Here is a 19406-nt window from a genome sequence, read left to right as displayed (position 1 = left end):
AGCCGCACGCACGGGCCGAACCCAGGACGTGAGCCGCACGCACTGGCCGAAAACGCCGACGTAGTCGTTCAAGGAGGGCCCATCGTGGCCGACACCACCGACACCACCGACAGCCAGGTGGCACCGGCGCCCGCTGCCAAACGGGACCGAACCCACTATCTGTACATCGCCGTCATCATCGCCGTCGTCCTCGGTATCGGTGTCGGCCTGCTCTTCCCGGACTTCGCCAAGGAGCTCAAGCCGGTCGGAACCGGCTTCGTGAACCTGATCAAGATGATGATCTCGCCCATCATCTTCTGCACGATCGTTCTGGGCGTCGGATCCGTCCGCAAGGCCGCCAAGGTCGGCAAGGTCGGCGGTCTCGCGCTCGGCTACTTCGTCGCGATGTCGGTCGTCGCGCTCGCCATCGGCCTGCTGGTCGGCAACATCCTGCACCCGGGCTCGGGCATGGACATCTCCGACTCCGAGAAGGGCGCGGGTCACGACGCGGCCGAAGAGGCGAGCAAGGGCCTCGTCGACTTCGCGCTCGGCATCATCCCGAAGACGCTCGTCTCCGCCTTCACCCAGGGCGAGGTGCTGCAGACGCTGCTCGTCGCGCTGCTCGTGGGCTTCGCGCTGCAGGCCATGGGCCGCTCCGGGGAGCCGATCCTGCGCGGCATCGGGCACATCCAGCGGCTGGTCTTCCGCGTGCTCGGCATGATCATGTGGGCCGCCCCGGTCGGCGCGTTCGGCGCGATGGCGGCGGTGGTCGGCGAAACCGGCACGGACGCCCTGAAGGCGCTTGCCACCATCATGATCGGGTTCTACGTCACCTGTGCGCTGTTCATCCTGATCGTGCTCGGCACGCTGCTGCGCCTGGTGACCGGCGTCAACCTCTTCAAGCTCCTGAAGTACCTGGGCCGCGAGTTCCTGCTGATCCTGTCCACCTCCTCGTCCGAGTCCGCCCTTCCGCGGCTCATCGCGAAGATGGAGCACCTGGGCGTCAGCCGCCCGGTCGTCGGCATCACCGTCCCGACGGGCTACTCCTTCAACCTCGACGGCACGATGATCTACCTGACCATGTCGTCGCTCTTCATCGCCGAGGCGATGGACCAGCCGCTCGGCATCGGCGAGCAGATCTCGCTGCTCCTGTTCATGATGATCGCGTCCAAGGGCGCTGCGGGCGTCTCGGGGTCCGGCATCGCGGTCCTGGCCAGTGGCCTGCAGTCGCACAAGCCGGGCCTGGTGGACGGCGTCGGCCTGATCATCGGCGTCGACCGCTTCATGAGCGAGGCCCGTGCCCTGACGAACTTCGCGGGCAACGCGGTGGCGACGCTCCTGATCGGCACGTGGACCAAGGAGGTCGACCGGGAGCGGGTCGGGCTCGTGCTCGCCGGGAAGCTCCCGTTCGACGAGAAGACGCTGCTCGACGACGGCGGTTCCGAGCGTGAGGACGACGGCGGTCCCGAGCGTGAGGACGTGGACCCGGACGCGGCGGACGCCGTTCCGTCGCAGCCGGTGAGCGTCGAGAAGAGCGTCGAGAAGAAGTCCCTGACGGCTTAGCCGTCGGTGGTCGCTCGGGTTGCCACCCTTCGGTCGGCGACCCTGGTCACCAGCTCGGTGGCCTGTGAGGCGGGCAGGCCCGCCGCGGTCAGAAACGTGATCGCGGTGGACCTGCCCGCCTTTTCCGCTGGTACGACGCCGTCGTTGACGGCCTCCATCACGGCGAACAGGATCCCTTCGAGTACGTACCCGAGCGCCCGCGTCGGCAGCGGCGACACGAACGTGCCGTCCTCCAGGCCGCGACGGAACATCTCCATGCCGGACTCATGGACGTGGCCGAGCCTTTCCCGGATGCCGCTCATCGTCACGCTCCGCTGGGCGAGGGACAGCAGCAGGCGGTAGCGGTCGGCGACGTCCCATACGGCGAGCAGGGAACTGGCCACCGCCTCCGCGGGGTCGTCGATGCCTTCGCGGCCCGCCGCGTGCGCGCTCTCCACCGCCGCGACGGCCCGCTCCACGATCGCCTCGATCAGCGCGTCACGGCTGGGGAAGTGTCCGTACACCGTCCGGCGCACCACGCCCGCGGCGCGCGCGATCTGGTCCATGGACGCGTCGGGGTCGCGCAGCAGCTCGGCGACGGCGACGTCGAGGATGCGGCGGCGGTTGGCGTCGGCTCTGACGCTGCTCGCTGGGCGGGGGTTCATGGCCCCATTCTGCCCACTCGCGGGCGCCTCCGTTCACCCGACTTGCACACGACTGTGCAACATCGTTATCTTGCACAGCAGTGTGTAGTTGCACAACGCTGTGTAGTTGCACGGATTTGCGCAAGATGGGATGGGTGGAATCGAGATGCCTCTGCTGATCAAGGAACCGGTCGAACGGATGGACCGTCCGTACGCCCGCCGCTGGTGGGCCCTCGGCGTGCTCTGCCTGAGTCTGCTGATCGCCGTGATGGCGAACACCGCGCTCACGGTGGCCGCGCCCGACATGACCATGGACCTCGGTCTGTCCAGCTCCGACCTGCAGTGGGTCATCGACGCCTACACCGTCCCGTACGCCGCTCTGATGCTGCTGCTCGGCGCGATCGGCGACAAGTACAGCCGCCGCGGCGCGCTGGTGCTCGGCCTGGTGATCATGTCCGTCGGCGCAGGGGCGGGCGCGATGGTGGACAGCTCGACGGCGGTCATCGTGGTCCGCGCGGTGATGGGCGTGGGCGCGGCGCTGATCATGCCCGCGACGCTTTCGCTGCTCGCGGCGACCTTCCCGCGCGCGGAGCGGGCCAAGGCGATCACCATCTGGGCGGCCACGTCCGGCATCGCGATCGCGGCGGGCCCGCTGATCGCGGGCGCGCTCCTTCGCGACAACGGCTGGCACTCGACGTTCCTGATCAACATCCCGGTGGCGGTGCTCGCGATCGTGGGCGCGTTCGTCCTCGTACCGCCTTCCAAGGCGGCACAGCACGGCCGGATCGACTACGTGGGCGGCCTGCTCTCGGTCGTCTGGGTGGGCTCCCTGATCTTCATGATCATCGACGGCCCGCACTTCGGATGGGGCGTGCGCGCTGTCTCCGCGGCGGTGGTGGCGGGCATAGGCCTGATCGCATTCATCATCTGGGAGCTGAAGCACCCGCGCCCGGTCCTCGACGTACGCAAGTTCACGCAGCGCGGTTTCGCGGGCTCGAACCTGGCAGTGGCGCTCTTCTTCCTCGCGGTGTTCGGCGCCTTCTACTACCTGACCCAGCACCTCCAGTTCGTACTCGACTACGACCCGCTGGAGACCGGCATCCGCATGCTGCCGCTTGCCGGCGCGGTGTTCGTGGGCTCGGCGGTCACCGGGATACTCGCGCCGCGCATCGGCGGCAAGATCATGGTGGTGGCGGGCATGGTCGGCGGCACGGTCGCGCTGGCCCTCCTCACCCAGATCGAGGCGGGCTCCACGTACGCGGACTTCGTGGCACCGCTGATCATCCTCGGCCTGTCGCTCGGCTTCGCGGTCTCGCCGTGCACGGACGTCATCATGGGCGCGTTCCCCGAGTCGGAACTCGGCGTGGGCGGCGCGGTGAACGACACCTCGCTGGAGCTGGGCGGTTCGCTGGGGATCGCGGTACTCGGCTCGGTCCTCGCGAATTCGTACTCGTCGAAGCTGGCCGAAGAGACATCGGGCAGCAAGCTTCCCGCCTCCGCGCTCGACACGGCTCAGGACTCGGTGGGCGCGGGCAACGGGGTGGCGCAGGGCATCGCCGAGCAGGCGCGAGCGCTCTCGGAGAAGGCGGCGGGGGCGTCCTCGCCCCAGGAGGCGGCACAGCTGAAGGCCCAGGCGCAGGAACTCGCCGGGGGCGCGCACCAGATGGCGGACGCGGTGCGCTCGGCGTTCTCCGACGCGGTGGCCCACACCAGCCTCGTCGGTGCGGTGATCCTGGGGGTGGGGACCGTGGCGGTTGCCGCGCTGCTGCCCCGGGCGGGGGCGCGCAAGGCTGCTTCGGGGGCGATCAGTGAGGGGGTTCGGGCTGGCGGGACTGACGGGGCCGACGGGGATCGGGCTGAGGGTGGAGCTGAGCGTGAGTCTGAGTACGTGGATGGGGGCCGCTGATACGGGAGTTCGCGGAGGGTGAGGCGAGCGCCACGCGGCGGGGACGTCCTCGGCTCGGTGACGGTGGGGTGGCGGGCCTGCGCTGTGAGCGCCCCGAGCTGGGGGCTTTGCTGCTCCGGCGGCTGAATCGGTTACCGGGGCCGCCCGGTTGTCCCGAGGTTGGCGGTTCCGGGCCGGGAGTCAAGGGCGCTCCTGCGTCGCGTCGGCTACGCCGATTCCGCTTCGCTCCACCCTTGACACCCGTCCCTCCACCACGCGAGGGAAGACGACCGGACGGCCCGAGGGGCGGGACTCTCGACCACTGCCGTGGGGTCGTTCGGCATTCTTGCCGGGTGCGGACTGGTTCGTCGGGGGTGGCCGCCAGGCAGCAGGGTGCGCGGTCGCTCCGGGGAGGGGCACCGGTCTCGTCAAGCGACTGCCGACCGGATCATCCAGGGTGACCGCCCTGGGATGGGGCGCGCGGCTGCTCCGGGGGTGGGTGCCGGTCTCGTCAAGCGGCTGCCGATCGGGCCTTCCGGGGTGACCGTCAGGGGTCTTGGCGCCGGGGCGGGGCTTTGCTGCTCCGGCGGTGGTGTTGGTGCCGGGGCCGCCCGGTTGTCCTGAGGTTGGCGGTTCCGGGCCGGGTGTAAAGGGCGCTCCGCTGCGCTACGCGTCGGCTGCGCCGATTGCGCTTCGCTTCACCCTTGACACCCGTCCCTCCACCGCGCGAGGGAAGACGACCGGACGGCCCAAGGGGCGGGACTCTCGACCACTGCCGTGGGGTTGTCGGGTCTGACTGCCGGGTGCGGACTAGTTCGTCGAGGTGGACCCGGGGGGCAGGGCGTGCGCGATGCGGTCCGGGGATGGGCGCCGGTCTCGTCAAGCGACTGCCGACCGGTTCGTCGGGGGTGGCCGTCCGGGGATGGGGTGCGCGGCTGCTCCGGGGAGGGGTGCGGGTCTCGTCATGCGGCTACCGGCCGGGTCTTTCGGGGTGGGCGTCACGGGGCCGGCCGTGCGCCAACGCCTGCTGCTGGGCGGAGGTTTCATCAAGCGGCTGCCGACTGGTTGGTTCTTCCGGTTGGCCGCCCGGGCAGGGCGTGTGAGCGCCGGTATCGGCAGTCCATGTCGACGGGAGGCGTCTGCCGTTCGCGGCCGGGCGGGGGGCGGTTCGCCGGTGGCTCGTAGAGCGGAATTGCAAGAGAGTCGCACGATGCCAGGCGTGGGGGGCGGTGTTGGTGAGACTTTTCTGCATCCGGGCTCGCGGGGCACCTACTTTGGCAAAGTTGTGTTCTGGCAGAAGGGGGGCGCGCGTGTTTCGCAATGCGCCTTCTCGGAATTAGGTGCCGGACCCCCCAGCCCCCCTCGGAGTCCGACGCACCCCAGCCACCAGCCGGGCAGGGGCGCTCCAGTCCCCAAGCCCTCCTCCTGCCGACTCCAACACCACCATCCGCCCATCTCCTCACACCGCATCCCCCCACACGCCCCGGCACTGGCCGACGAAACACCCCAGCGTTCCCGCTCCCTACTCCCGCTGCCGCTGCATGACGGGACACGCTCATCCTGCCGACCACGCACAATGGGCCGGTCGCCAGCCGCTTGACGAGACCGGCTCCCCTCCCCGGAGCAGCCGCGCGCCCCATCCCCGGGCGGTCACCCTGGAAGATCCGGTCGGCAGTCGCTTGACGAGACCGGCGCCCATCCCCGGACCGCATCGCGCGCCCCGGCCCGTGACGGTGCCCTGCGACGAACCGGTCGGTAGCCGCTTGACGAGACCGGTGCACCTCCCCGGAGCGACCGCGCACCCCTGCCACCTGGCGGCCACCCCCGACGAATCAGTCCGCACCCGGCAGGAAAGCGGAATGGCCCCACGGCAGTGGTCGAGAGTCTCGCCCCTCGGGCCGTCCGGTCGTCTTCCCTCGCGTGGTGGAGGGGCGGGTGTCAAGGGTGGAGCGAAGCGGAATCGGCGTAGCCGACGCCCGAAGGGCGCCCTTGACTCCCGGCCCGGAACCGCCAACCTCGGGACAACCGGGCGGCTCCGGTAACCGATTCAGCCGCCGGTGCGACGAAGCTCCCCGGGCGGGGCGCTCACAGCGCAGGCCCGCCAACCCACCGTCACCGAGCCCCGGTTGACCTGGCCCCTGGCCCCTTGCCCGGACTGGCGGGGGCGGGTCCCTTGTCGTGTTCAGTGCGGGGGTGATCGGCCAGGTGTTTCTGCCGTACAGGCCTTTCGGGTCGTCGGGTCGGCGCTATCGAGTTCCCGTTGGCCAGGGCGGTGGGCAGTGTGGGGCTCGCAGGTCCCGGCGGTTAGCCTCAAGGTCATCGGCGTCGCATGACCCGCCTCGTCGATGACCACGGGAAACGGGGAAGGGGAGAGCGGATGGCGTCCAAGCCGAAGCGTGCTGCCATTGGTGAGATGTGGATCAACTGCCAGGTCTGCAGGGGGGATCTGTTCCGTGACCGGGAGGTCAAGCTCAACAGCTCCGGCATGGAGTTCATGAACCTGGCGTGGGCGAACGAGTCGGCGACCGGACTCATCTGCTGGCAGTGCGGGTACGTCCACCTCTTCGTGAACAGTGAACTCCGGTTGTACCGAGCGGACAAGTGACAGCGGGGGACAGCGGAGGCTGCGTCGCCTGCGGGCTCGCCGACGGCACCCGCCCGCTGCCCGGCGGCACGCTCCTGCGCACCGCGCACTGGACCGTCGAGCACTGCATCGGCCCCCTCGGCGTCGGCACCCTCATCGTCAAGCCGCTGCGGCACATCACCGGCGTACACGAGATGAATGCGGGCGAGGGCGCCGAGCTAGGGCCCTTGCTCGGCCGCGTGAGCGGCGCCCTGCGCGCGGCAGTCGGTGACGAGTGCGAGCAGGTCTACGTCTGCCTCTGGTCGCACGCCGGGCGCGTGCCCGGGCATGTCCACTTTGTCGTGCAGCCCGCTCGTACATCCGATATCGACCGCCACGGCGGCTACGTGTACGGGCCCGCCCTCCAGGCGGCGATGTTCGCCGAGGGCGCGGAGTTGGAGCCGCGCGCCGTGGAGGAATTCTGCGGATTGATGCGCCGTGTGCTTGATGAGGGTTCCGCCATCTAGGTGGGCGCGTGCGCAAACTGTTGACTGTTATTCAAACCTGCCAGTAACTTCAGCGTTGCACCACCGAGACCCGCCAAAAGCCGCTGAAGCCTGCCCAAATCCCTTGCACAGCACGGCTGTTGGCGCCTGCGGCTTGCTCACTCCTCCCCGGGACTGACCTCCCCATCGGATTCAAAGGAGACTCCAGATGGCGATCCGCACCCGCACTCGCACCCGAATTCGCACCCGCTCCCTGCGCCTGGCCGCCGCTCTCGCCGCCGCAGGCACCGCCACCCTCGGCCTGGCCGCTCCCGCCCAGGCGACCGGCGGCGACCCGCTCGACTACGTCGCCCTCGGCGACAGCTTCAGCGCCGGATCCGGCGTCCTCCCGCTCGACCCGACCGCGCCCCTCCTCTGCGCGCGCTCGACGGCCAACTACCCGCACGTCATGGCCAAGCGCACCGGCGCCCGGCTCACCGACGTGACCTGCGGCGGAGCCCAGACCAAGGACTTCGCCGGGTCGCAGTACCCCGGCGTCGCCCCGCAGCTCGACGCCGTCGACGCCGACACCGACGTCGTGACGCTGACGATCGGCGGCAACGACAACAACACCTTCATCGGCGCGATCGTCGCCTGCGGCTCCGCCGGCGTGCTCTCCGGCGGCAAGGGCAGCCCCTGCAAGGACGCCAACGGGGACAAGTTCACCAAGGAGATCGACGCCAGTACGTACCCGGCGCTGAAGACCGCCCTGCGAGCGGTCAAGGCCAAGGCCCCGCACGCCCGCGTCGGCATCCTCGGCTACCCGTGGATCGTCCCGGCCGAGGCCGACCCCACCTGCTTCGCCAAGATGCCGATCGCCACCGGGGATGTCCCCTACCTGCGCGACCTGCAGGCCCATTTGAACAAGGCCGTGCAGCGCGCGGCCTCCGAGACGGGTGCGACGTTCGTCGACATGGCCGCCGCCTCGGAGGGGCACGACGCCTGCAAGCCGCTGGGCACCCGCTGGATCGAGCCCGTGCTGTTCGGCACCAACTTCGTCCCGGTGCACCCGAACGCCCTCGGTGAGAAGGGGATGGCCGATCAGGCCATCGGTGTGCTGAAGCTGGGCTGACTGACCTGAGCCGGTCAGGCCCTGGGGCCGTGAGCCGGTCAGGGCCTAGGGCCGCTTCGTCCACACCGCCACGTAGTCCACCGCCATCGCCTTCCCCGGCTCCGTCTGCGCCACCGGAGTCGCCCTGCCCGCGACGCCGTCGGGGAAGGCGCCGCCCATCGCGACGTTCAGCAGGATGAAGTAGCCCGCGTGGTCCGTCATGTTGGACCATGTGGCGGCGGAGAAGCGGTCCTGGGAGAGGCTGTGGAACTGCTCTCCGTCCACGTACCAGCGCAGCTGGTTCGGGGTCGTCGAGCGGTCCCATTCGAAGCGGTACGTGTGGAACGCCGACTGGCAACTGGCCCCGGGACACGCCCGGCTTGCGCCCAGGCCCTGCGTCTCGTTGCAGTCTCCTCCCGGGTTCACGCCGCAGTGCAGCACGCCCCACACCGAGTTGATGCCGTTCACGTTCTCCATCACGTCGAACTCGCCTATCGACGGCCAGTTCTGGTAGTTGCCGCGGTAGGGCGCGCCGAGTGCCCAGAACGCGGGCCAGTAGCCGAGTGCGCTCTCCCCGGTGGCGTTCGGCATCTGGATGCGGCCCTCGATGGCGAGTGTGCCGCCCTCCGGGGCCTTGAAGTCGGAGCGCTTCGTCTCGATGCGCGCCGAGGTCCAGTTCCCCGCGCCGTCTCTGCGCGGGGTGATCCGCAGGCTGCCGTCTCCGTCGAGGGCGAGGTTCTCGGGGGAGTCCGTGTACGACTGGATCTCACCTGTTCCCCAATTCGCTGGCCCTCCAGGGTAGTTGTGGCCGAGGTCGGTCTGCCAGTTGTCAGCGGATGGCGGTGAGCCCGCGGCGCCGTTGAAGTCGTCGCTCCACTCCAGCGACCAGCCGGGCGCCGGTGGCGGGACGTCGCCGCGCGCTGTGCCGGGCGTCATCAGGGCGCCGAGCAGGCCGACGGCGGCCAGTCCGGCCAGGACGGGGCCGGTGCGGGGGGACTTGGTGAAGCGGCTGATGCGAGTGGCGCGAGTGGTGTGAGTAGCGCGAGTACTGCGCGTGGGGTGAGTGGTGCTCATGGAACACCTCCGTGGGGGGAGTGTGCGTACCGGTGAGAGCGCTCTCAGAACGCTCTCCGGGTTTTGTAGTTGCAGACACGCCGGGCGTCAATGGCCTCGGCGCGTCAACTTCCCGAACACGTACGGTAGTTGGATGAGCGCGCCGCAGAACGTCGACTTCTGGTTCGACCCCGTCTGCCCGTACACCTGGCTCACCTCCCGGTGGATCCGCGAGGTCGAGCGGGTGCGGGACGTCACCGTGCGGTGGCGGGTGATGAGCCTCTCGGTGCTGAACGAAGGCCTCGATGTCGACCCCGAGGACCCCGAGGGGCAGTGGGGTGACTACATGCGGGGTCCGGGCCGGGTCTGCGCGGCCGTGGCCGGGCGGTACGGGAGCGAGGCGCTGGGCGCGTACCTCGACGTGCTCGGGGTGCGGCTGCACGAGCGGGGTGAATGGGACGGCGCCGAGCGCGCGTTGGCCGACGCCGGACTGCCCACGGAGCTGGCGGCGGTGGCCTGGACGGAGGAGTACGACGACGCCGTGCGGGCCTCGCACGAACAGGGCGTCGCGCTGGTCGGCCCCGAGGTGGGGACGCCGGTGCTCTCCGTTCAGGGAGCGGGAGCCGTCTTCGGGCCGGTCGTCTCGCCCGCGCCGAAGGGGGAGGCGGCGGGGCGGCTGTGGGACGGGGTGGTGCTGATGGCGGGTGTCCAGGAGTTCTGCGAGCTGAAGCGGGCGTACGGCGAACTCGACTTCGGTTGATGGCGGCCCCCCAACTCCCCTTGCACGCTTACCTTTTCGTATGTACCTGACTAATTAGTCGGTACTTGTGAGGAGCGGGGCGCTCGCCAAGCATGGTCGTCATGACGAACCAGATGACGAACCGGAAGCAGACGAACCACAAGCACAAGACACCCGTAACCGTCCTCGGCCTCGGCGCCATGGGACGGGCCCTCGCCGGTGCCTTCCTCAAGGCCGGTCATCCCACCACCGTCTGGAATCGCACGCCGGGCAAGGGCGACGGCCTGGTGGCCCGAGGCGCTGTGCGCACGGCCACCGCCGCCGAGGCGGTCCGCGCCTCGGACGTGGTCGTCGTCTGCCTCTACGACTATGAGGTCTCGCGGGCCGTGCTCGGCCCGATCGCCGCGGACCTGGCGGGCCGCGTCCTGGTCAACCTCACCTCGGACACCCCGGAGCGCTCACGCGAGGCCGCCGCCTGGGCCGCCGAGCAGGGGATCGCGTACCTGGACGGCGCCATCCTGGTGCCGGTGACGGTGATCGGCACCGCGGACGCGCTGCTCTTCCACAGCGGTCCGAGGGCCGTTTACGAGCGGCATGAGGGAACGCTCAAGGTGCTCGGCGGCAACACCGTGTACCTCGGTGAGGATCACGGTCTCGCCGCCGTCTACGACAACGCCCTGCTGGACTTCTTCTGGACCAGCATGTCCGGCCTTGTGCACGCGTTCGCGCTGGCCGGGGCGGACGGCGTGAAGGGATCGGAGCTGGCCCCCTACCTGAGCGCCCTGCTCTCCATCTTCCCGCCGGCCATCGAGTCGACGGCGGTCGAGGTCGACTCCGGCGAGTATCCGGGCGAGGAGGCCCCACTCGCCACGGAGGCCGTCAATGTCGATCACATCATCCATGCCTCCGCGCACCGGGGCCTCGACGTGGGCGCGCTGAGCGGCATCAAGGCCGTCCTGGACCGGGCCATCGCCAAGGGGCACGGCGCGGACGGATGGACGGCCACCATCGAGGCCGTACGCGGGGTGCGGTGAAGCGGCGTACGGTGAAAGTGACCGCCGTCACAGAGCAGGAGCCGTGAGATGACTGGTGAACCGAGCTTCTTCGAGATCGGTGTCGAGGACCCGGAGCGGGGGCGGGCCTTCTACGGCGAGCTGCTCGGCTGGTCCTTCGAGCCAGGGCCGTCCGGGCAGGGGTATGTGATCGGGACGCCGGGTGTGTCCGGCGGCATGCACGGCGGCGACGCGGGGGCCGCGCCCTATCTGTTCTTCCAGGTCGACGACATGGACACGGCCCTGGCCAACGTCATCAAGCTGGGCGGCACGGTCGAGGCGCCCATCGGCGGCGAGAGCGAGGAGTCGGACGCCGCCTTCGGCCGGTTCCGGCTGTGCAAGGACGACCAGGGTTCGACCTTCGGCCTGCACCAGCCGCCGAAATCCCGCTGACGAGCCACGCTGGCCTTGACGCCTGCGTCAAGGATTACCGTCGTAGACATGCGCATCGGCGAACTTGCGGAGCGGGCCGGCACCACCACGCGGACGCTTCGGTACTACGAGTCACGGGGGCTGCTGCCCGCCCGTCGCGGGAGCAACGGCTACCGCACCTACGACGAGGACGACGTACGTCTCCTGGAGCAGATCAGGACCCTTCAGGACTTCGGGTTCGATCTGGAGGAGACGCGGCCGTTCGTGGAGTGTCTGCGCTCGGGGCATCCGGCGGGCGACTCCTGCCCCGCCTCACTCGACGTGTACCGCCGCAAGCTCGGTGAACTCGACGCGGTGATAAGTGAGTTGACCGCGGTGCGCGAACAGGTGGGCGCGCAGCTGTTGCGTGCCGAGGCGGTGGTTTCGGGGGGTCCGGACCCGCAGTGCGAGCTGACGGGCTGAGGGAGAGGGAACGTAAGCATGGGAATGGTCAAGGCGGACGGTGTGGCCGAGGTGACGGACGCGGACTTCGAGGGGGAGGTGCTCAAGGCGGATCTGCCCGTGCTCGTGGAGTTCGGCGCGGAGTGGTGCGGGCCGTGCAGGCAGCTCGCGCCGGTGCTCAGTGAGATCTCGCGCGAGGAGGCGGAGCGGCTGAAGATCGTGCAGCTGGACGTGGACCACAACCCGGAGACGGCGCTCGCGTACGGGATTCTCTCCGTGCCGTCGCTCCTGGTGTTCCGGGGCGGTGAGCCGGTGAAGTCCATGGTGGGCGCCCGGCCCAAGCGCAAGCTCCTCGCCGAGCTTGCCGAGGCCGAGGTGCTCTGACCTACGCGGCACACGTACGCAGAAAGAGAAAAGCCCCGGACGAATTGACGTCCGGGGCTTTTCCTGGCGTATATTGGATCCTTTCACGATCCCTTGCCCATTTGGGCAGACCGGAATCGCGAGAATCTGTATAAGAGCACTGTAACTGGCGAGGGGCTGAATTGTCAACCGAGGAATTGCGGGAAGAGCAGCAATTCGTCTCCGGGCTGTACGCGCGCCTCGACGCGCTGCGCGAGGAGGCGGAAGCCGCCGTGCGGGTGTCGTTGACGCAGGTCGGGACTGGTCTGCAGGCCAGGCTTGAGCGTGACGTCCTGGTGGCCGAGCGGTCCGGACTGCTGGCCGCCTTCAATGCGGGAGAGAACGGGCTCTGCTTCGGGAGGCTCGAATTCCGCGACGGCCGTGATCACCACATCGGGCGCATCGGAATCCGCGCGTCCGACATCGAACGCACCCCACTCGTGATCGATTGGCGTGCCGAAGTCGCGCGCCCCTTCTATCTCGCGACCGGGCATACGCCGATGGGGCTCCGCCGGCGCAGGCACATCACCACGGAGGGCCGCGACGTCACGGCCCTGCACGACGAGATCCTCGATCTCGGCGACACCACCCGCACCGGGCACGAGGGCGCGGACGCCGACGAGGTGCTGCTCGCCGCGCTCGACTCGGCCCGCACCGGGCGCATGCACGACATCGTGCAGACCATCCAGGCCGAGCAGGACCGCATCATCCGCGCCCCGCACCACGGCGTCCTCGTCGTCGAGGGCGGCCCCGGCACCGGCAAGACGGTCGTGGCGCTGCACCGCGCCGCGTTCCTCCTCTACGCCCACCGCCGGCTGCTCGCCAAGCGCGCGGTCCTGATCGTCGGCCCGAACCCCGCCTTCCTCGGCTACATCAGCGAGGTCCTGCCCGCGCTCGGCGAGACGGGCGTCCTGCTCTCGACGGTCGGCGAGCTGTTCCCCGGCGTGCGCGCCACCGGCACCGAAACCCCCGAAGCCACCGAGGTGAAGGGCCGCGCGGAGATGACGGACGTGCTCGCCGCCGCCGTGCGCGACCGGCAGCGGACCCCGGAACCCGGCGCCCCGTTGGTCATCGAGCACGACGACGGCGACCTCGTCCTGGACTGGACGATCGCCGAGGAGGCACGCGAGGCGGCCCGTGACGCGGACGTCCCGCACAACCTCGGCCGGCCGCACTTCGCCTTCCGCGTCATCGACATGCTCACCGAGCAGCTCGCCGAACGGCTCGGCGCCGACCCGTACGGTGGCCCCAACTTCCTCGGCCCCGACGACATCGCCCAGCTCGGCAAGGCGATCGCCGCGAGCCCCGAAGTGCACGCCGCCATCGATGAGTTGTGGCCGCAGCTCACCCCGGAGGGCTTCCTCGCGGACTTCCTGGAGGAGCCGACGCCGCATCTGTCGGAGGAGGACGCCCAGGTCGTGCGGCGCCCGCGCAGTGCCGAGTGGACGGCCGCCGATGTCCCGCTGCTCGACGAGGCCGCCGAGCTGCTCGGCAGCGACGACAGCGCGGCGCGGGCGATGGCGGAGGCCGAGAGGGCGAAGCAGATCGCTTACGCCCAGGGTGTGCTCGACGTCTCGTACGCGTCCCGTACGTACGAATTCGAGGACAAGGACGATGAGGACTCCGAGGTCCTGCTCGCGCACGACATCATCGACGCCGAGCGGATGGCCGAGCGCCAGGAGGAGGCCGACCACCGCAGCGCCGCCGAGCGCGCGGCGGCGGACCGGACGTGGGCGTTCGGGCACATCATCGTCGACGAGGCGCAGGAACTCTCCGCCATGGCCTGGCGGTTGCTGATGCGGCGCTGTCCGACCCGCTCGATGACGCTGGTCGGCGACCCCGCGCAGACCGCGGAGGCCGGCGGCTGCGGCTCCTGGGAGACGATCCTGTCGCCGTACGTCGAGGACCGCTGGGAGTACACACGGCTCGGCGTCAACTACCGCACGCCGGTGGAGATCATGGACGTGGCCGCCGAGGTGCCCCGTGTCGAGTACCCCGATTTCCGGCCGCCGAGTTCGGTGCGGTCGACGGGGGTGCTCCCGTGGGCGCGCCGCGCCGACGACCTCGCCGCGGCCGTGGCCGACGCGGTGGCGGACGAGGCACGGGACGAGGGCCGCCTCGCGGTGATCGCCCCTCGCGAGCTGCATGAGGAGCTCGCCGGAAAGCTCCCCGGGGTGACGGCCGGGGAGGCCCCGGACCTGACGCGGCCGGTCGTTCTGATCGACCCGCGTCAGGCGAAGGGCCTGGAGTTCGACACGGTCCTGGTGGTGGAGCCGGGCCGCTGCGGCACGAGCGACCTGTATGTGGCCCTGACGCGGGCCACGCAGCGCCTCGGCATTCTGCACGCCGAGGAGCTGCCGGTGGCGCTCAAGCGGTTCGGCTGATTCACACAGGTCGCAGCCACACCGTAGCCAGCGGCGGCAGGGTGAGGCGCAGGGACGCGGGGCGGCCGTGCGACGCCACCGGCTCGGTCTTGACCGGGTCCGGGTTGGTGACGTCGCCGCCGCCGTAGCGCGCCGCGTCCGTGTTCAGGACCTCGCGCCAGGCGGTGAAGTCGCCGGGGACGCCCAGGCGGTACTCGTGCCGCACCACCGGCGAGAAGTGCGAGATCGCAAGGAGCGGTGCGCCGTCGGTGTCCTTGCCGTCCGCGTCCCCGTACCGCAGGAACGCGAAGACGTTGTCCTCGGCCGCGTCGCCCTCGACCCAGGCGAATCCGCCGGGGTCCGTGTCGCGCTGCCAGAGCGACGGCTCGCGGCGGTAGACGGTGTTCAGGTCGCGTACGAGGTCGCGTACGCCCCGGTGCTCGGCCTCGGCCCCGTACGCGGGGTCGAGCAGCCACCAGTCCGGGCCGTGCCCTTCCGCCCACTCGGCGCCCTGCGCGAACTCCTGCCCCATGAAGAGGAGTTGCTTGCCGGGGTGGGCCCACATGAAGCCCAGGTAGGCGCGGTGGTTGGCGCGCTGCTGCCACCAGTCGCCGGGCATCTTCGACACCAGGGACCGCTTGCCGTGCACGACCTCGTCGTGCGAGATCGGCAGGACGTAGTTCTCGCTGTAGGCGTACACCATCGAGAACGTCATCTCGTTGTGGTGGAACTTGCGGTGCACGGGCTCCTTCGACACGTAGTCGAGCGAGTCGTGCATCCACCCCATGTTCCACTTCAGGCCGAAGCCGAGCCCGCCGAAGCCGCCGGGGCCCTCGTGGTGCGTCGCGCGGGTCACGCCGTCCCAGGCCGTGGACTCCTCGGCGATCGTGACGACGCCGGGGGCGCGGCGGTAGACGGTGGCGTTCATCTCCTGGAGGAAGGCGACGGCGTCGAGGTTCTCGCGGCCCCCGTGCACGTTCGGGGACCATTCGCCGTCCTCGCGCGAGTAGTCCAGGTACAGCATCGAGGCGACGGCGTCGACGCGCAGGCCGTCGATGTGGAACTCCTCGCACCAGTAAGTGGCGTTGGCGACAAGGAAGTTGCGGACCTCCTTGCGGCCGTAGTCGAACTCCAGGGTGCCCCAGTCGGGGTGCGCGGCCCGGTTCGGGTCCTCGTGCTCGTACAGCGTCCGTCCGTCGAACTCCGCGAGCGCCCAGTCGTCGCGCGGGAAGTGCGCGGGCACCCAGTCCATCAGGACGCCGATGCCCGCCCTGTGCAGCGCGTCGACGAGGTACTTGAAGTCGTCCGGTGTGCCGAGGCGGGCCGTCGGCGCGTAGAAGCCGGTGACCTGATAGCCCCAGGATCCGCCGAAGGGGTGCTCGGCGACCGGCATCAGCTCGACGTGGGTGAACCCCAAGTCAGCTATGTAGGCGGGGAGTTGCTCGGCCAGCTGGCGATACGTCAGGCCCGGTCGCCAGGACGCCAGATGCACCTCGTACACGGAGAACGGTGACTGGTGGACGGGCAGCTCCGCCCGGCGCGTGAGCCACTCCTCGTCATGCCATTCGTGGTGCGACTCGTGCACGACGGATGAGTTCGCGGGCGGGGTCTCCGTGCGGCGGGCGAGCGGGTCGGCGCGCAGCGTCTTGGAGCCGTCGGGCCGGGTGATCTCATACTTGTAGAGCTCGCCCTCGCCGACCGAGGGAACGAACAGCTCCCAGACGCCTGTGCCGCCGAGCGAGCGCAGCGGGAATCCGGTGCCGTCCCAGAAGTTGAAGCTCCCGACCACGCGCACGCCCAGGGCATTGGGCGCCCACACCGTGAACCGCGTCCCTGTCGCCCCCTCGTGCACCATCGGGTGCGAGCCGAGCGCGTGCCACAGCTGCTCGTGCCGGCCCTCGCCGATCAGATGCAGGTCGAACTCGCCGAGCGCGGGCAGGAAGCGGTACGCGTCGTGTATCTCCAGTTCGGCGTCCTCGTACGTGATGTGGAGCCGGTAGTCCTCGGGGACCTCGCGCAGCGGAAGTACCGCGGAGAAGAACCCCTCCCCGTCGTCCTGCAGTTCGGCCCGCAGATCCTTGGCGACGACGGTGACGGAGCGGGCGTACGGCCGCAGCGCGCGGAAGGCGATGCCCTCGCGCACGACGTGGGCGCCGAGCACCCCGTGCGGGTCGTGGTGCGTGCCGCCCAGGAGGCGGGCACGGTCGGCCTGCGGGACGGGCGACGTGGAGCGGCCGCTCCTGCGCTGCTTCTGCCGGGGCGGCTCCGGGGTCCGCCGTGCGGGCTCCGGCTTCCGCTTGCCCTTCTTGCTGGCCTCGTCGGACGGTTTGCGCGGCTGCGGGCGGGGGGTCACGGGGGAGCCTCCTCGGCGATGGCAGGTCAGTGGGGATCGGTGGCGGGGCCGTTCGTGGAGAGGCGCTTGATCGCGGCGAGGGGGACGGGGAGCCAGTCGGGGCGGTGGCGGGCCTCGTAGAGGACTTCGTAGACCGCCTTGTCCGTTTCGTAGGCGCGCAGCAGAACCGGGTCCGTACGGGGATCGCGGCCGGAGACCTCCTCGTACCCCGCGCAGTACGCGGCCCGGCAGTCGCCCGCCCACTCCGGCGCCCACGGCTCGTGCGAGCGGGCCGCGTAGTCGAAGGAACGGAGCATGCCCGCCACGTCGCGCACCGGCGGCTGCGGCAGCCTGCGCTCGGACAGCGGACGCGATGGCTCACCCTCGAAGTCGATGAGCGACCACTCCCCGGCGGGGGAGCGCAGGCACTGCCCCAGGTGCAGGTCCCCGTGGATGCGCTGGGCCGTCCAGGTCTCCTCGCCCCTGCCCAGGTCGGCGAGCGCCTCGAAGGTCGTGTGCAGGGCGGGGGCGTACGGCAGCAGGGCGGGCACCGCCTTGGCGGCCGTGTCCAGGCGGTCGGCCATGCCCCCGGCGATCAGCTCCATCTGGGCGCGGCCCAGCGTGACGGTGGGCAGCGCGCGGGCGAGCGCAAGGTGAACCTCGGCCGTCGCGCGGCCGAGCGCCCGCGCCTCGTCGCTGAAGTCCCGGTCCGCGGCGAGCTCTTGCAGGGCCAGCTCCCAGCCGTCCACTGTGCCCTTCAGATAGGGCTGGAGCACGCCGAGGACGTTCACGTCGTCCGCCGCGTCCTCTCCGGCCCCCAGGAGCCAGGCGGCGGGGGCGGGAACCTGGACGCAGTGCTCTCGGGCCAGCATCAGGGGCAGTTCGAGGTCCGGATTGACTCCGGGCACGATGCGGCGGAACAGCTTCAGAATGAACGTATCGCCGTACACGAGCGAGGAGTTGGACTGCTCGGCGGCGAGCATGCGCGGGGCGAGATCGTCGCCGATGTCCTTGTGCGGGTCTCGCTCGAAGCGGAGCTTGCCGATGCGCGCCTGGACCCGTAACGCCTCGAGGAGGAACCCGGACATCCGGGCGTCGTGCAGCGCTTCGTAGACCGTGAACCCGGCGAGGGGCCCCCGCGTCACATGCCCGATCAGGGCGGGCGCGAGCCGTGGCGGAAGCTCGCGGCGTATGCCGAGGAGGAGTTGGTAGCAGTCGGCGGGCGGCGCGGGCGCGCCGCCGAGTTGGGTCGGCACCTGCGGCTGCCGGACCCGGACGATCAAGTGGAGAAGCCCCAACTCGGAGGTCGGTGGAAGCAGTTCGGTCGCCGTGACCAGGGCGAAGTCGGTGATGGGACGGCCCTTGCCCGCGAACCAGCGCTGCCGTGGCAGCCACGCCCGCAGCAGCGGATCGAGCGAGGCGAGCAGCGCGTCCGTGGTGATGCCCGGGCGGGTGACGGCTTCCGACATGGCGTCGCGTCCTTTCCGCGGTGCGGACAAGGGAAGAGTGCGGGAGTGCCGGTTGTGCGGGAGAGTGCCCAGGGCGGGGCGGTGGAAACCGCCCCGCACAGGAGTAGCAGGGGTGGAGCCTACGCCGCGTCCTTGCGCAGCCGGAACCAGTAGAAGCCATGTCCGGCCAGAGTCAGCAGATAGGGCAGCTCGCCGATGGCCGGGAAGCGCACCCCGCCGATCAGCTCCACCGGGTGCCGTCCGTTGAACGTCTGCAGATCCAGTTCCGTGGGCTGTGCGAAGCGGGAGAAGTTGTGCACGCACAGCACCAGGTCGTCCTTGTACTCACGCAGGAACGCGATCACCGCCGGGTTCGACGACGGCAGTTCCGTGTAGGAGCCGAGTCCGAAGGCGGGGTTCTGTTTGCGGATCTCGATCATCCGGCGGGTCCAGTGGAGCAGGGAGGAGGGGGATGACATGGAGGCTTCGACGTTGGTGACCTGGTAGCCGTAGACGGGGTCCATGATCGTGGGGAGGTAGAGGCGTCCTGGGTCGCAGGAGGAGAAGCCGGCGTTGCGGTCGGGTGTCCACTGCATGGGGGTGCGTACGGCGTCGCGGTCGCCGAGCCAGATGTTGTCGCCCATGCCGATCTCGTCGCCGTAGTAGAGGATCGGGGATCCGGGCAGCGAGAGGAGCAGGGCGGTGAAGAGTTCGATCTGGTTGCGGTCGTTGTCCAGGAGGGTGGCAAGGCGCCGTCGGATGCCGATGTTGGCGCGCATGCGCGGATCTTTGGCGTATTCCGCGTACATGTAGTCGCGTTCTTCGTCGGTGACCATTTCGAGGGTGAGCTCGTCGTGGTTGCGCAGGAAGATGCCCCATTGGCAGCCGGAGGGGATGGCGGGGGTCTTCGCGAGGATCTCGGAGACGGGGTAGCGCGATTCGCGGCGTACGGCCATGAAGATGCGGGGCATGACGGGGAAGTGGAAGGCCATGTG

General features: G+C 70.0%; 15 protein-coding genes and 1 pseudogene. 11 read left to right on the top strand and 5 right to left on the bottom strand.

The features are described 5' to 3' along the window. The first annotated feature begins 81 nt into the window (after positions 1–81). Complete coding sequence (locus tag ABD378_RS03550) at positions 82–1542, top strand: cation:dicarboxylate symporter family transporter (RefSeq protein ID WP_425583811.1); 1461 nt, start codon at positions 82–84, stop codon at positions 1540–1542. On the opposite strand, the gene ABD378_RS03545 is transcribed toward ABD378_RS03550, so the two are convergent. After that, the gene (locus ABD378_RS03545; RefSeq protein WP_344518839.1) at positions 1539–2186 is read right to left on the bottom strand and encodes a TetR/AcrR family transcriptional regulator; all 648 of its coding nucleotides are present in this window, start codon (positions 2184–2186) and stop codon (positions 1539–1541) included. The genes ABD378_RS03550 and ABD378_RS03545 overlap by 4 nt on opposite strands. A gap of 145 nt (positions 2187–2331) precedes the next feature. Here ABD378_RS03545 and ABD378_RS03540 point away from each other — a divergent pair, with 145 nt between their 5' ends. The 4 genes from ABD378_RS03540 (at position 2332) to ABD378_RS03525 (ending at position 8230) form a co-directional block, all read left to right on the top strand. Continuing rightward, on the top strand, positions 2332–4071 hold the full coding sequence (locus ABD378_RS03540; protein ID WP_344518838.1) for an MFS transporter: 1740 nt from the start codon (positions 2332–2334) through the stop codon (positions 4069–4071). A 2356-nt stretch (positions 4072–6427) separates the two neighbouring features. After that, complete coding sequence (locus ABD378_RS03535) at positions 6428–6655, top strand: hypothetical protein (protein ID WP_344518837.1); 228 nt, start codon at positions 6428–6430, stop codon at positions 6653–6655. Beyond that, positions 6652–7140 carry an HIT family protein gene (locus tag ABD378_RS03530; RefSeq protein ID WP_344518836.1) on the top strand — a complete coding sequence of 163 codons (489 nt, stop codon included), beginning with the start codon at positions 6652–6654 and terminating at the stop codon, positions 7138–7140. Before ABD378_RS03535 ends, ABD378_RS03530 begins: the two co-directional genes overlap by 4 nt. A gap of 187 nt (positions 7141–7327) precedes the next feature. Then, on the top strand, positions 7328–8230 hold the full coding sequence (locus ABD378_RS03525; RefSeq protein ID WP_344518835.1) for an SGNH/GDSL hydrolase family protein: 903 nt from the start codon (positions 7328–7330) through the stop codon (positions 8228–8230). 54 nt (positions 8231–8284) lie between these two features. Here the strand turns inward: ABD378_RS03525 and ABD378_RS03520 are convergent. Beyond that, positions 8285–9283 (bottom strand): annotated as a pseudogene (locus ABD378_RS03520) (glycoside hydrolase family 16 protein); the annotation flags it as partial. Positions 9284–9416: 133 nt separating this feature from the next. On the opposite strand from ABD378_RS03520, the gene ABD378_RS03515 reads away from it, so the two are divergent. The 6 genes from ABD378_RS03515 (at position 9417) to ABD378_RS03490 (ending at position 14652) form a co-directional block, all read left to right on the top strand. Then, positions 9417–10022 carry a mycothiol-dependent nitroreductase Rv2466c family protein gene (locus ABD378_RS03515; protein WP_344518834.1) on the top strand — a complete coding sequence of 202 codons (606 nt, stop codon included), beginning with the start codon at positions 9417–9419 and terminating at the stop codon, positions 10020–10022. 101 nt (positions 10023–10123) lie between these two features. Beyond that, on the top strand, positions 10124–11035 hold the full coding sequence (locus ABD378_RS03510; protein ID WP_344518833.1) for an NAD(P)-dependent oxidoreductase: 912 nt from the start codon (positions 10124–10126) through the stop codon (positions 11033–11035). 48 nt (positions 11036–11083) lie between these two features. Next, positions 11084–11446, top strand: a complete 363-nt coding sequence (locus tag ABD378_RS03505; RefSeq protein ID WP_344518832.1) for a VOC family protein — start codon at positions 11084–11086, stop codon at positions 11444–11446. A 48-nt stretch (positions 11447–11494) separates the two neighbouring features. After that, a complete protein-coding gene (locus tag ABD378_RS03500) occupies positions 11495–11887 on the top strand; it encodes a MerR family transcriptional regulator (RefSeq protein ID WP_344518831.1) in 393 nt (130 codons plus the stop codon). A 24-nt stretch (positions 11888–11911) separates the two neighbouring features. Next, positions 11912–12250 carry a thioredoxin gene (gene trxA / locus ABD378_RS03495; protein WP_344518865.1) on the top strand — a complete coding sequence of 113 codons (339 nt, stop codon included), beginning with the start codon at positions 11912–11914 and terminating at the stop codon, positions 12248–12250. A 161-nt stretch (positions 12251–12411) separates the two neighbouring features. Next, positions 12412–14652 (top strand): HelD family protein, encoded by a 2241-nt coding sequence (locus ABD378_RS03490; protein WP_344518830.1) that lies wholly within the window; start codon positions 12412–12414, stop codon positions 14650–14652. 1 nt (position 14653) lies between these two features. Here ABD378_RS03490 and glgB read toward each other — a convergent pair whose 3' ends face one another. From glgB to ABD378_RS03475, 3 genes are all read right to left on the bottom strand, one after another. After that, complete coding sequence (glgB, locus tag ABD378_RS03485) at positions 14654–16984, bottom strand: 1,4-alpha-glucan branching enzyme (RefSeq protein WP_344518829.1); 2331 nt, start codon at positions 16982–16984, stop codon at positions 14654–14656. A gap of 26 nt (positions 16985–17010) precedes the next feature. After that, the gene (locus ABD378_RS03480) at positions 17011–18432 is read right to left on the bottom strand and encodes a maltokinase N-terminal cap-like domain-containing protein (protein ID WP_344518828.1); all 1422 of its coding nucleotides are present in this window, start codon (positions 18430–18432) and stop codon (positions 17011–17013) included. 119 nt (positions 18433–18551) lie between these two features. Further along, positions 18552–19406 (bottom strand): alpha-glucosidase C-terminal domain-containing protein (locus tag ABD378_RS03475; RefSeq protein WP_344518827.1); only part of this gene is annotated, 855 nt, incomplete at its 5' end.

The organism is Streptomyces rectiviolaceus (assembly GCF_039533825.1).
In the GTDB taxonomy this organism is placed as follows: domain Bacteria; phylum Actinomycetota; class Actinomycetes; order Streptomycetales; family Streptomycetaceae; genus Streptomyces; species Streptomyces rectiviolaceus.
Note: the sequence above shows the minus strand (reverse complement) of the source record. Positions and strands in the feature narration are given on the sequence as shown.

Excerpts from the sequence above, each read along its gene's own strand:
- ABD378_RS03480 (WP_344518828.1), bottom strand. The coding sequence starts at position 18,432 with ATGTCGGAAGCCGTCACCCGCCCGGGCATCACCACGGACGCGCTGCTC.
- trxA (WP_344518865.1), top strand. The coding sequence starts at position 11,912 with ATGGTCAAGGCGGACGGTGTGGCCGAGGTGACGGACGCGGACTTCGAG.
- ABD378_RS03525 (WP_344518835.1), top strand. The coding sequence starts at position 7,328 with ATGGCGATCCGCACCCGCACTCGCACCCGAATTCGCACCCGCTCCCTG.
- ABD378_RS03535 (WP_344518837.1), top strand. The coding sequence starts at position 6,428 with ATGGCGTCCAAGCCGAAGCGTGCTGCCATTGGTGAGATGTGGATCAAC.
- ABD378_RS03540 (WP_344518838.1), top strand. The coding sequence starts at position 2,332 with ATGCCTCTGCTGATCAAGGAACCGGTCGAACGGATGGACCGTCCGTAC.
- ABD378_RS03505 (WP_344518832.1), top strand. The coding sequence starts at position 11,084 with ATGACTGGTGAACCGAGCTTCTTCGAGATCGGTGTCGAGGACCCGGAG.
- ABD378_RS03515 (WP_344518834.1), top strand. The coding sequence starts at position 9,417 with ATGAGCGCGCCGCAGAACGTCGACTTCTGGTTCGACCCCGTCTGCCCG.
- ABD378_RS03510 (WP_344518833.1), top strand. The coding sequence starts at position 10,124 with ATGACGAACCAGATGACGAACCGGAAGCAGACGAACCACAAGCACAAG.
- ABD378_RS03500 (WP_344518831.1), top strand. The coding sequence starts at position 11,495 with ATGCGCATCGGCGAACTTGCGGAGCGGGCCGGCACCACCACGCGGACG.
- ABD378_RS03545 (WP_344518839.1), bottom strand. The coding sequence starts at position 2,186 with ATGAACCCCCGCCCAGCGAGCAGCGTCAGAGCCGACGCCAACCGCCGC.